Source organism: Candidatus Frankia alpina (assembly GCF_902806485.1).
GTDB lineage: Bacteria > Actinomycetota > Actinomycetes > Frankiales > Frankiaceae > Frankia > Frankia alpina.
Genome location: NZ_CADCWT010000167.1, coordinates 1 through 11358 on the forward strand (window position 1 = coordinate 1; position 11358 = coordinate 11358).

13 protein-coding genes and 2 pseudogenes are annotated in these 11358 nt (G+C 72.8%); 11 read left to right on the forward strand and 4 right to left on the reverse strand.

Going from position 1 to position 11358, the window contains the following annotated elements:
• The first annotated feature begins 77 nt into the window (after positions 1 to 77).
• The 3 genes from G6R25_RS16690 to G6R25_RS16700 all read left to right on the forward strand — a co-directional run bounded on the left by G6R25_RS16690 (position 78) and on the right by G6R25_RS16700 (position 2326).
• Positions 78 to 608: a WYL domain-containing protein gene (locus G6R25_RS16690; protein ID WP_235948755.1), complete on the forward strand. Its 531-nt coding sequence runs from the start codon at positions 78 to 80 to the stop codon at positions 606 to 608.
• A gap of 139 nt (positions 609 to 747) precedes the next feature.
• Complete coding sequence (locus G6R25_RS16695; protein WP_163553734.1) at positions 748 to 1686, forward strand: acyl-ACP desaturase; 939 nt, start codon at positions 748 to 750, stop codon at positions 1684 to 1686.
• Positions 1687 to 1798: 112 nt separating this feature from the next.
• Positions 1799 to 2326, forward strand: coding sequence for a hypothetical protein (locus G6R25_RS16700; protein WP_235948759.1), 528 nt, complete (start codon positions 1799 to 1801; stop codon positions 2324 to 2326).
• A 33-nt stretch (positions 2327 to 2359) separates the two neighbouring features.
• Here G6R25_RS16700 and G6R25_RS16705 read toward each other — a convergent pair whose 3' ends face one another.
• Together G6R25_RS16705 and G6R25_RS16710 are read right to left on the reverse strand one after the other, a co-directional pair.
• Complete coding sequence (locus G6R25_RS16705; RefSeq protein WP_163553736.1) at positions 2360 to 3004, reverse strand: dTMP kinase; 645 nt, start codon at positions 3002 to 3004, stop codon at positions 2360 to 2362.
• Complete coding sequence (locus G6R25_RS16710; protein ID WP_163553737.1) at positions 3001 to 3444, reverse strand: hypothetical protein; 444 nt, start codon at positions 3442 to 3444, stop codon at positions 3001 to 3003. Before G6R25_RS16710 ends, G6R25_RS16705 begins: the two co-directional genes overlap by 4 nt.
• Before the next feature lie 277 nt (positions 3445 to 3721).
• On the opposite strand from G6R25_RS16710, the gene G6R25_RS16715 reads away from it, so the two are divergent.
• From G6R25_RS16715 to G6R25_RS31725, 8 genes and pseudogenes are all read left to right on the forward strand, one after another.
• On the forward strand, positions 3722 to 5164 hold the full coding sequence (locus tag G6R25_RS16715) for a sensor histidine kinase (protein ID WP_163553738.1): 1443 nt from the start codon (positions 3722 to 3724) through the stop codon (positions 5162 to 5164).
• Positions 5161 to 5766: pseudogene (locus G6R25_RS16720) on the forward strand (response regulator); the annotation flags it as partial. The gene G6R25_RS16715 and the pseudogene G6R25_RS16720, both read left to right, overlap by 4 nt.
• A gap of 184 nt (positions 5767 to 5950) precedes the next feature.
• On the forward strand, positions 5951 to 6997 hold the full coding sequence (locus tag G6R25_RS16725) for an ATP-binding cassette domain-containing protein (RefSeq protein ID WP_205447179.1): 1047 nt from the start codon (positions 5951 to 5953) through the stop codon (positions 6995 to 6997).
• Positions 6994 to 7815 (forward strand): ABC transporter, encoded by an 822-nt coding sequence (locus tag G6R25_RS16730; protein WP_163553739.1) that lies wholly within the window; start codon positions 6994 to 6996, stop codon positions 7813 to 7815. Before G6R25_RS16725 ends, G6R25_RS16730 begins: the two co-directional genes overlap by 4 nt.
• A gap of 91 nt (positions 7816 to 7906) precedes the next feature.
• Positions 7907 to 8536: a J domain-containing protein gene (locus G6R25_RS16735; protein WP_163553740.1), complete on the forward strand. Its 630-nt coding sequence runs from the start codon at positions 7907 to 7909 to the stop codon at positions 8534 to 8536.
• Between the two features lie 82 nt (positions 8537 to 8618).
• Positions 8619 to 8843, forward strand: coding sequence for a CD225/dispanin family protein (locus G6R25_RS16740; protein WP_163553741.1), 225 nt, complete (start codon positions 8619 to 8621; stop codon positions 8841 to 8843).
• A 141-nt stretch (positions 8844 to 8984) separates the two neighbouring features.
• On the forward strand, positions 8985 to 9644 hold the full coding sequence (locus G6R25_RS16745) for a molybdopterin-dependent oxidoreductase (protein ID WP_163553745.1): 660 nt from the start codon (positions 8985 to 8987) through the stop codon (positions 9642 to 9644).
• A gap of 166 nt (positions 9645 to 9810) precedes the next feature.
• A pseudogene (locus tag G6R25_RS31725) lies at positions 9811 to 10236 on the forward strand (formate dehydrogenase); the annotation flags it as partial.
• A gap of 207 nt (positions 10237 to 10443) precedes the next feature.
• Here G6R25_RS31725 and G6R25_RS16755 read toward each other — a convergent pair.
• Entirely contained in the window at positions 10444 to 10821 is a 378-nt protein-coding gene (locus G6R25_RS16755) for a CD225/dispanin family protein (RefSeq protein WP_163553742.1), read from the reverse strand.
• An 11-nt stretch (positions 10822 to 10832) separates the two neighbouring features.
• Positions 10833 to 11358 (reverse strand): CD225/dispanin family protein (locus G6R25_RS16760; RefSeq protein ID WP_163553743.1); only part of this gene is annotated, 526 nt, incomplete at its 5' end.

An 11358-nucleotide genomic window follows, 5' to 3' on the forward strand; every position in this document is an offset into this window, starting at 1 on the left:
TTCGCTGACCGTCACCCGAGTTTCGAAAGGATCAACCTGGCGGTTTCGGAATAGCTTCCTGGTACCTGGTGGCCACCATGCCCCCGGACGCGGGCGAGACCCGCGGCGGCGGGGAAAGTCGCGACGGCGGGGAGGCCGAGGAGGAAGATATTCCCACCGGTCTGCGGGTGTACCGGGTCGGGAAGATCCTGTCGTTGACGGTGACCGGGGAGTGCTTCGACCGGCCGCCCGACTTCGACCTCGCCACCTACTGGGCGACGTGGACGGCCCGCTACGAGGCCGAGGTCTACCGGGCGACGGCGACGGTGCGCCTGTCCCCGGCGGGGGTGGCCATAGCGCCGTTCCGGTTGCCACCGGCGGTCAGCCGGGCAATCCGGAACAGTGCGAGCGCGCCGGAACCAGATGGCTGGATCCGCGCGCGGCTGCCGATCGAGTCCATCCGACACGCGCAGGGCGAACTGCTCACGCTCGGGCCCGACCTCGAGGTGCTCGAACCTCCCGAGCTGCGCGCCGCCCTGGCCGGGGCGGCCGCCGCCCTCGCCCATCTCTACGCCGCCGACCCGCCGGCCCCCGCCGGGAGCCGGCCAGCACCACCGGACAGCCCCTGATACGTCCGCCGGGACGCCCCGGGCCGATGGCGAAAGTCCTGGTGGCGAAGGCGGACTGACCGGCCGGAACAGTCCGGCGGCCGAGAATCCACACCCGTGGGACATGGTTGACGCCCGCCAATTCTGGAACAGTTCGCCAATGAGACCACCCACGGACACTGAGCTACTGCACGAGCTGGAGCCCGTCGCCGAGGCGAACGTGAACCGGCATCTCGGCATCGCCACCGAGTGGATGCCGCACGACTACGTCCCCTGGAGCCTGGGCCGGGATTTCGACACCGTTCCCTGGGAGCCCGGCCAGTCGTCACTGTCGAAGGCGGCGCAGATCGCCTTCGAGGTCAATCTGCTCACGGAGGACAATCTCCCGAGCTATCACCGGGTCATCGCGGAGCGTTTCACCCAGGATGGTGCCTGGGGCACCTGGGTGCACCGGTGGACGGCCGAGGAGGGCCGCCACGCGATCGCGATGCGCGACTACCTGATGGTCACCCGGGCGGTCGACCCGGTCGCCCTCGAACGTGACCGCATGTACCAGATGGGCAGGGCGTTCAACCGGCCCGGCATCACGCCGCTGCAGTCGATGGCCTACGTGTCCTTCCAGGAGCTGGCGACCCGCGTCAGCCACCGCAACACGGGGCGCTTCTGCGCGGAGCCGGTCGCCGAGAAGCTGCTGGCCCGCGTCGCCGCGGACGAGAACCTGCACATGATCTTCTACCGGAACCTGGTCGCCGCCGCCCTGGAGATCGCCCCGTCCCGGACGGTGGAAGCCATCCGCGACGAGATCCTCGGTTTCCAGATGCCCGGCGTCGGCATCCGCGACTTCGGCCGCAAGTCCATCCAGATCGCTCGGGCCGGCATCTACAACCTGCGCATCCACCATGACGACGTGGTGACGCCGATCCTGCGCCAGTGGCGTTTCTTCGACCTGACGGGACTGGACGCCACGGGCGAACAGGCCCGCGAGGAGGTCGCCACCTTCCTCGCCGGTCTCGACGCGACCGCCACGCAGCAGCAGGCGAAGTTCGAACAGACCCAGGCCCGGTTGGCCCGGCGCGCGGAGACCTTGACCACCGTCTGATCGGGCGCCATCGGGCGACGCCGCGGGCTCATTGTCCGTAAGTGTCCCGGTCTGGGATGCACGTGCTACGGTCCGGCCGTCGCCGCCGTCGACGGATGGAGCCCGCTTGAGCGTGCACCGAGGGAGCATCCGCGGGATCAGCATCCCGCAGCTGGGGCTGGGGATCGTCGCCATCGCAGCGGTGGCCGTCGCGGTCCTGATCGGGCCGCGCGGCGCCCCCGCGCCGGATGACGCGGTCGGCGCCAGGGAACCGACCTCCTCCGCCACCGACGGCACCACCACCGCCCCCCTCCGCGGCCGGCTCCCTGCCAGCCGCCCCTCCGCCGCCGCTTCGGTCGCGGCCGGCGGAGGCACCACCTCGCCACCGGGCGGGCACAGGGTCATCCTCGCCCCACCTCGACCCGCCACCGTCCGGGTCTCGTCGACGACGCACCCGGCCTGGGCCGGTCCGAGCGCCGTGGGCACCGCAGGCACCGTGGGCACCGCAGGCACCGGCTCGCCGACCATGACTGTGGTGGCAACGTCCGGGCCGAACCACGCCCCGACGCCCGCACCACCAGGCCGCAGCTCGAGCGCCGATCCCGTCGTCATCGTGCAGATCCCACCGATCGACCTGCCGAGCTGCCTCGTCGACTGCTGACCCGCCGGCCCGGGCCGCGAGGCCGCGGCGGAATCACCGCAGAAGCGCGCCGAGCCACCCGTCGATGGCGTCGACTCCGCCGTCCCGGTCGACGATCAGCCAGGGCGAGATCCAGTTCCGGGCGGCCAGATCCTCGTACATCCGCGCGCACCGCGCCTGCAGTCCGCCGTCGGTCTCGAAGGCGTCCAGCGGCCGGTCCGGGTCGTCGCCGGCCCGCGCCGCCGCGCCCGCTCGCGCCTTGTCGACGGGGACCCGCAGCAGCACCTGCAGGTCGGGAGCGGGCAGGGACAGGGAGCCGAGCTCGAGGTCGGCGACCCAGGCGGGGAAGCCGGCACGCTCGGCCGCCGGCAGCCGCGCCGCGCCGTAGGCGGCGTTCGACGCGATGTACCGGTCGAGGATGACCACATCATTGGCGCCGGCCAGGGCGTCGAGCTCGGGCCGCGACGCCGCCCGATCGAGCGCGAACATCATCGCCGTGGCCCGGGGCGCGGTGGCCAGCGGGGCAAGGCGGGCGTCGCCCCCGAGCAGGCCGCGCACGGCCGGACCGAGGGGCTCGGCGTTGTACCGCGGATAGGCGAGGGTCGCCACACTGCGCCCGGAGTCGGTGAGCCGGGCGACGAGCCCGCGGGTCAACGTGTACTTGCCCGCCCCGTCGATGCCTTCAATGGCAATGATCATCCGATCACCGACTGCCGGCGGAAGTGCTCCACCACCGCGTCGGACCAGCTCAGCAGCCTGCCGGCGAGAGTGGCGGGGATGCCCGCCCGATCCGCCGCCGCCTCGATCCGGGCATAGCGCAACGCGGGGGGCAGCAGCGCCATCGTGCCCGCCTTGCCCTGGAAGGTCGCCCACAGCCCGGTGAGGGCGCGGCCCTCGATCGGCGCAAGGCCCGCGGCGGCGGTGCCGAGCACGGCGCGCGACCACCAGCCATCCCCGCGGATGACCGCCGACGCCGCCGGCTCGCCCCGCACCACGTCCAGCCCCCCGACAACCAGGTTGTTCGCGTTGCGGACCGCGACCAGGGGGTGCCGGTACTCCAGCTGATCGCCCCGCTCGGCCAGGCAGGCCGCCAGATACCACAGCGACAGCAACGTCGGTGGCGTTCCCGACACGAGCATGCAGCCTCCCACCGACGGCATCCACCGGATCCGGTCGGGAGCGTAACAAGACGGGCGGCGCGTGGTCGGCATGCCGAGACAGGTACGCCGCGCCGGGTACGCCGCGACAGGTACGCCGAATACGCCTACGAACGGATGTCACGACGCCACCGGCTCGCTACCGTCGACGTCGATGACGAGCACGGAAGACAGGTCGGCGGCCGCGCGGGCGGTGGCGCTCACACGCCCGTCGCCGCCTCCCGGCCGACGAGCATGCCGCAGGGGACCCCTGCGTGCCGTGGGGGACATCACGGCTCTGGTCGCCGCCGCCGCCGTGGTCATCGGCGGATCGAACGGTGCCGCCCAGGACCAGGTTCCACCCGCCCGCGCCCTCGACGCGCCGGCGTTCGTGCTGCTCACCCTGCTCGCCGGGACCGTCCTGCTGCGCCGCCGGGCCCCGCTGGTGATGCTGCTCGCGACCAGCCTGCTGCTCGGCCTGTTCTTCGCCGCCGGCTACCCGCACGGCCCGGCGGTCGTTCCGCTGATCGTCGCAGCGCTGTCCGTCGGCCTGCGCCATGATCGGGGCACATCCTGGCAGGCGGTGCTGGTCGCGAACGTCGTCCTGCTGGCCGGGGCGGCCGTGGGCCACGCCCGCGGCTACACCACCGGCGGTTGGGGGCTGGTCTTCGGGATGGTCGGGGGGATCGCACTGTGCAGCGTGCCGGCGCTCGTCGGCGCGCTGATCCGACTCAACCGCTTCGCCGCCGCCCAGGCTGCCCAGGAGGCGACCCGACGCCGGATCGAGCAGGAACGGCTGCGGATGGCGCGCGAGGTGCACGACGTGGTCGGGCACAGCCTGTCCGTCATCTCGTTGCAGGCCGCGGTGGCCCTGCATGTGCTGGACCGGCGGCCCGAGCAGGCCCAGGTGGCGTTGGAGGCGATCCGCCGCACGAGCGTCGACGCACTCGACGAGCTGCGTTCCACCCTCACCCTCACCCGCGCTGGCCAGCAGGCCACAGACCCCGGCCCCGACCCCAGTCACGGCCCCGGTCACGGTCACGGCCCCGGCCCCGGCCCCGGTCACGGTCACGGTCACGGCTCCCGATCTGGCGGCGGCGCCGTCGCGGCCGCCGACCGCCCGCGCGAGCCGACCCGGGTCGGCTCGATCGATCCCCTCGTCGCGACCGGTGCGAGCCGGCTGCCCGCGCCGCCGCTGACCGGGCTGGGCCGACTGCCGTCGCTGCTGCGCGAGGTGCGGCTGTGCGGCGTTCCGATCGAGCCCGTCGCCGAGGACGAGACCGACCGGCTGGGCGGGCTACCCGCCGCCCTCGACCTGGCCGCCTACCGGATCATCCAGGAGTCGCTGACGAACGTCCTGCGCCACGCACCGCCGGGCCGGACTCGGGTCCGAGTGGCTCTGGCCACGGCGGGAGGCCGGCTCACCCTCGACGTCACCGACCGGCTCGATCCGTCTCAGCCGTCCGACCGGGCCGGCTGGCCCGAACCCTCCCAGCATCCCGACCTGTCCGGACCGTTCCGCGAAGGCGAATCGGCGCGGGAGGATGACGCACTCCCCGGCCGGGGGAGGCCAGGCGGTCAGGGGCTGACAGGGTTGCGTGAACGCGCCGCGGAACTGGGCGGCATCCTGTCCGCCGGCCCGGTGGCCGACGGCGGCTGGCGGGTCTGGGCCGAGCTGCCGCTGCCGGTGGGCGGCCGCGAGCAGGCGGAGGTGCGCGCTTGATTCGGGTTGTGATCGCCGACGACCAGCCGTTGGTCCGACTCGGGCTGCGGGTTCTCATCGAAACCGAGGACGATCTCGACCTCGTCGGTGAGGCCGAGGACGGTCGGGCCGCGATCGAGATCGTCCGAGCCACCCGGCCGGATGTGGTGCTGCTCGACATCCGGATGCCGGTGGTCGACGGCCTGGCGGCGCTGCGGACGATCGTGGCGGACCCACAGCTGGCCACGACCAGATTCGTCATGGTCACCACCTTCGAATTGGACGAGTACGTCTTCGAGGCCCTGCGCGCCGGCGCCTCAGGCTTCCTCCTCAAGGACACCGAGCCCGCGGACCTGCTGCGGGCGATCAGGGTCGTGGCGGCGGGCGAGTCGCTGCTTTCTCCCACGGTGACCAGGCTCGTCATCGAGACGTTCGCTCGCCGGCCGGCGGTCACGGCCCCGGATCTGAGCGGGCTTACCGTGCGTGAGCGCGAGGTCATGAGCCTTGTCGGCCACGGGATATCCAACGACGAGATCGCCGCCCGGCTGGTGATCAGCCCCGCGACGGCCCGCACCCACGTCAGCCGGGTGATGGTGAAGCTCGCCGTCCTGGCCAACCAGGCCAGACAGGTTCAGACCAGACAGGTTCAGACCAGACAGGTTCAGACCAGGCACGCTCGGACCCGGCACGCACCACACCTCTCGCGTCCGCGCGTACCGGAACACCGCCGGGCGACGCCCATTTGCGTACGCCGGTGTCGCCCGTCGACGGACGACGGCACCGGTCCGGGCCGACAGGCTGATCGGCATGACGACAACCTCCGGCCCGCGCCACGCCATCGACATCCGCGGCCTGACGAAACGGTATGGCCGGCGGACCGTGGTCAGCGAGCTCGACATCACCGTTCCCGAAGGCGTCGTCGCCGGCTTCGTCGGACCCAACGGCGCCGGCAAGACGACGACGCTGCGGATGCTGCTCGGCCTGGTCCGCCCCAGCGGCGGACGGGGCACCGTCCTCGGGCAGCCGCTACACGCGCCCGCCGCCTACCTGCCGCGGGTCGGCGCGCTGATCGAGAGCCCGGCGCTGTACCCGGCGCTGTCCGGCGCCCGAAACCTCACCGCGCTCGCCGCCCTCGGCGGCCAGGATCCCGCCCGGGTGGACGACATCCTCGACGAGGTCGGTCTCACCGGCCGCGGCGGCGACCGGGTCCGGTCCTACTCGCTGGGAATGAAGCAGCGGCTCGCCATCGGCGTCGCCCTGCTCCCCGACCCGGACCTGCTGATCCTCGACGAGCCGACGAACGGCCTGGACCCCACGGGCATCCGCCACATGCGCGAGCTCATCCGCACGCTGGCCGCGGCCCCGGGCTCCGCGGCCGCTGTACCCGGCGGGCCGCGGCGCACCCGCACCGTGCTCGTCTCCTCGCACCTGCTCGCCGAGGTGGAACAGATCTGCGACTGGCTGATCGTCGTCGAAGGGGGCCGGCTGGCTTACCAGGGCCCGACCGACAGCCTGATGGCCACCCGGGCCCATGACATCGTCCTGCGCCCGGAACACGACGAGGACGTCGCGCTGCTCGCGGACCTGCTCGCCGGCCTGTCGGTGCCGGCGGTCCGCCGCCCCCACGACGTGGTCGCCAGTCTGAGCGTCGGACCGGCGGACTCCCGGGAACACGCTCGTCTGCTCGCCGGCATCAACCGGGCCGCCGCGGCCCGCAGCGTCACCCTCATCGAGATCTCGCCCCGCCGGCTCAGCCTGGAGGACCGCTACCAGAGCCTGGTCGCGCAGTCCCGCGCCGATGCCGCCGCCGTGGCCTCCGTGCACGTTACGACCGATCTGGAGATGTCGCGATGAATCTCGTCCTGGCGGCCCGGCGCTCCTTCCGCGCCGAGCTCATCAAGCTGTGGCGGCCGAGCACCGCGGTGGCGATGGGCATCCTCGCCCTGCTCAGCGTGCTGTCGACCGTCCTGGTCATTGGCCTGGCCGATGCCGGCGGATCCGGCGCGGCCACCGCCGGCGGGCCGGTGGGCTTCGACGTCACCACCGGGCAGGTGTCGACGGCAGCCGGAACGGCCCTCGGTTTCACCGGCGTTAGCAGCTTCACCGGCCTACTGATCTTCCTCGTTTTTGCGATCACCATCACCCTCGAGTACAGCCAGGGGACGTTGCGAACGCTGTTCCTGCGCGAACCCCGCAGGCTGGGCTGGCTCGCCGGCCGGATGGCGCTGATGCTCGCCCTGGTCGCCGTCGCGCTGATCGCCGCACTCGTGCTCAGCGTGGCGGTTGGGCTCGCCGTCGCTGCGCTCCGCGGGATCGACACGTCCGCCTGGTGGAGCACCGACGGCTTCGGGCATCTCGCCTCGGGTTACCTCAACGCGCTGGTCGCCGCGGCCTTCTTCGGCGTGGCCGGCACGGTACTCGGGCTTGTGCTGCGCTCGACGGCGCTCACGCTGGCGGTCGGGGTCGCCTGGACATTCCCGATCGAGCACATCATCCAGGAGTCGTGGGGTGGGTCGAACCGCGTGTTGCCCGGCCTCGTGTTCGACGCGATCGGCCAGGGCGGCGTCGCTGAGGCCGGCTACGGGACGGCACTGCTGGTCGGGGCGGGCTACGCGGTCGGGGCCGCCGTGCTTGGGGCGGTCACCCTGTCCCGCCGGGACGTCACCGCCTGATCACGCAAATGCGACAGGGCGCGGGCGGCGGCCTCGACAAAAGCCTATAATTACCATATAATGCGCCCGGCCGACGACAGGGGAGCCCTGGGTGAGCCCGTTCGACCGGCTCGTCCGCGAGCTCGACGGGACCGACGCCTACGCCGTCCTCGGCGTGAACCGCTCCGCCGACCGCACCGAGATCCGCCGCGCCTACCGGGCCCGAGTCCGCGCCCACCACCCCGACAACCCGGCCAGCCGCCATCCCGGCTCGATCCGCGCGATGCAGCTCATCATCACCGCGCACGAGCTGCTCGACAAGTGGCGCGACGACTACGACGCCCGCACCGGGACGCGCAGGCCACCCGCCCGCCCAGGGACACCCGCCCCACCTCACCGGCCCGGGACCTCCATGCCACCCAGCCACCCGCGGACGGCCCTGCCCGGCCTGCCACTTGTGGGGTCACGGGCGGCGACGACACCGCCGGCCACCACTTCTTCTCCAGCGGTCACCATTACTCGACCGGCTATCCGACGAGCCGGTTCCAGGGGCCGGGCACCCAGCCCCATCGCCGGGCGACCTGGTCGGGGTCCACCGCCGGCACGGAGCCCGCCGGTCCCGCGACCCATACCGGTCACGCCACCCCCACCGACTACAGCCCCCCACCAACTCCACCGCCACTGCTGGTTTCAGCACGCGGGCTGCCTTCAGCACACGCACCAACTTCAACATCCGGGCTGAGAGCGGCATCCGCGCCGAAAGCGGCGTCCCGCCCGAGGGCAAGGATGGGCTGCCGCAGCGGCGGGCTCCCAGCCACCGGGCTGTGCGGGTCTGCAACCACCTCGGCCTGTCCATCGTGGCGACCGTCCTGTGCGCGCCGGTCGGGGCGTTCGGGCTAGTGTACTCGCTGCGGACCACCGACCGGCTCGCCCGGGGCGACCTGGCCGGGGCGCGGCTGGCCTCGCGCCGCTGCCGCGCCTGGTGCCTGGCCGCGACCGCCGCCGGCGTCGTCATCCTCGGCGTCCTGGCCGCCGTCGGGGGGACGTGACGGCCCGGTCTGACGGCGCCGGCGAGTCCTTACAGAATGCTGTCGCTCCCCGGCCCGGCACTCCGAACGGACCGACGGCGGTGTTGACTGAGCAGCGTGGCATCCGATGGCACGCCGGTCGGGCGACGGGTCGCCCTCGGCATGATCACCCTCGGTGCCGCGGGAGTCGCGTTCGGGGCGCCGGTGGAACGCGCCGCCGAGCGGGTGGTCGCCCCGATCCGGGAAAAGGACCCGACGGGGCTGTCCGACCTCGTGCCCGTCGGGGGCTTCCGCTACTACACGGTGACCTCCAGCGTCCCCAGGCTCGGCCCGGCCGACTACCGGCTGCGCGTGCACGGCCTGGTCGACCGGCCGATGACGCTGACCCTGGCCGACCTCCGCCAGATGCGGCAGACGACCCTGGTACGCGGCTTCCAGTGCGTGACGGGCTGGCGGGTCGGAGCGGTGCACTGGTCGGGGGTGCTGCTGCGCGACCTGCTCGCGACGGCCGGCGTCCAGCCCGCCGGGACCGCGCTGACCTTCCGTTCCTTCAACGGCCTCTACACCGAGAGCCTCACCCTCGCCCAGGCCACCCGACCGGACATCCTGGTCGCCCTGACCATGCTCGGCGCGCCGGTGACGCACGACCACGGCGGACCCGTCCGGCTGTACGTCGCCCCGATGTACGGCTACAAATCGATCAAATGGCTGGGCAAGATCGAGATCGTCAACGCGGTCACCCCGGGCTACTGGGAGCACCAGGGGTACGACGTCGACGGCTGGGTCGGCCGGTCGAACGGGCGGGCCGATGAAGCCGTCTGACCCGCCGCCGTCGCCCGCCGACCCGCCCGGACCGCCCGTGCCCGCCGTCGCCCCGGCACCAGATGCCGGCGCGACAGCCGCGGCAGAGCGGATCGCGTCTGGGCCGGGCCTGGTACGCCGGTTCGGCCGGGTGCCTCGCTGGGTGCACTGGTCGACGGCGGCCCTGATGGGCTGCTGCCTACTCACCGGCGCGACGCTCTACCTGCCGCAGCTGGCCCGGCTGGTGGGTCGCCGCCAGCTCGTCGAGACCATTCACCTCTATACCGGGCTCGCCCTGCCGGTGCCGATGCTGGCTGCGGCCGCGTCGGCCGGCCACCGCCGCGACCTGCGTGCGCTCAACCGGTTCACGGCGGCGGATCGCGCCTGGCTGCGCGCCAGCCTGCGGTTCGGCTCGTGGCAGCGGGCCGCCGCACGGGCCCGGATCGCGGCCGGTGTCGGAAAGTTCAACGCCGGGCAGAAGCTGTTCGCCGCCTTCGCGGCGGGAGGCGCCCTGGTGATGCTGGGCACCGGCGTGATCATGCAATGGGGGGCCGGGCCGCTGGGCCCGATCCCGGTCGGCTACCGCACCGGCACCACGTTCGTGCACGACCTGCTCGCGTACGGCCTGTTCTTCGGAGTCGTCGGGCACCTGTGGATGGCGGCCCACGACCCGGTCGCCCGAGTCGGCATGCGCACCGGCATGGTGCCCGTCTGGTGGGCCGCCCGGGAGCATCCCGCGTGGTCACCGGCGGCGGCCGTCCCATCCCGCCGCGCGCCGACGGGCGAGATCACGCGAGCCCGAACGGCACGAGCGACGGGGTCAGTCGTTGCGCGACGCGATCGCCACGATGATCACGATGGCGACCACGTAGACCAGCAGGACCACCGCGAAGGCGATGAGCGAGACGATGCACCAACGCCTGGCCCGCCCCGACGCCTGCCGGGCACCCAGGAGATCGCCGGCCTGCAGCCGGGTCTGCGCCTGCGTGGCATAGACGATCGCCACGATCCCCGTGGGCAGACAGCACAGCAGCGTCGCGACAAGCGACTGCCACAGGTAGGTCCGGATCGGCCGATCCGCGCCGCCGCCGCCCGCCTGCTGCCCGGGGTAGCTGGGGTAGTCGGGGTGCGGGTCCCACCCCGAGGGCGGCCCCGGGTCGGACCGATCTGGACGCTCACCACCAGGCGGGCTGGACACCGCAGGGTGCCTCAGACCTCAGCCGGCCCGAGCGTCGAGTACGACGTGCTCGAGCTGCTGTCGAAACCGCCGACCAGGGCCAGGATGAAAAAGATGATGAACGACGCCACACCGGCGAGCACCGCGATGATGCACCACATCCGCGCCTTCTTCGAGGCGGCGAACGCCCCGTTGATGTCGCCGATCTGCCGGCGGCCGTCGACCTTGGTCGCGAACACGATCGCCACGACGCCCGCGGGCAGACAGCACAGGACGGTCACGACGATCGACTGCCACAGGTAGTTCGGGATCGGTCGACCGTACGGCGGCGGCGGGCCGAACCCGCCGGGGCCGCCGTATCCCCCGGGGGCCCCGTAGCCGGGAGGAGCGCCGTAGCCTTCCGGACTGCCGAAGCCTTCCGGACTGCCGAAGCCCTGCGGTGCGCCGTACCCGCCGGGTGGCGGTCCGTAGCCAGGCGCAGGGGCTCCATAGCCACCCTGGCCGTAACCGCCTTGGCCCTGGCCGTAGCCACCCTGGCCCTGGCCGTAGCCACCCTGG

Bases quoted from the DNA above. Each gene is read 5' to 3' on its own strand.
- G6R25_RS16690 (WP_235948755.1), top strand. From the start codon at position 78: ATGCCCCCGGACGCGGGCGAGACCCGCGGCGGCGGGGAAAGTCGCGAC.
- G6R25_RS16705 (WP_163553736.1), bottom strand. From the start codon at position 3,004: ATGATCATTGCCATTGAAGGCATCGACGGGGCGGGCAAGTACACGTTG.
- G6R25_RS16745 (WP_163553745.1), top strand. From the start codon at position 8,985: ATGATCACCCTCGGTGCCGCGGGAGTCGCGTTCGGGGCGCCGGTGGAA.
- G6R25_RS16730 (WP_163553739.1), top strand. From the start codon at position 6,994: ATGAATCTCGTCCTGGCGGCCCGGCGCTCCTTCCGCGCCGAGCTCATC.
- G6R25_RS16710 (WP_163553737.1), bottom strand. From the start codon at position 3,444: ATGCTCGTGTCGGGAACGCCACCGACGTTGCTGTCGCTGTGGTATCTG.
- G6R25_RS16695 (WP_163553734.1), top strand. From the start codon at position 748: ATGAGACCACCCACGGACACTGAGCTACTGCACGAGCTGGAGCCCGTC.
- G6R25_RS16725 (WP_205447179.1), top strand. From the start codon at position 5,951: ATGACGACAACCTCCGGCCCGCGCCACGCCATCGACATCCGCGGCCTG.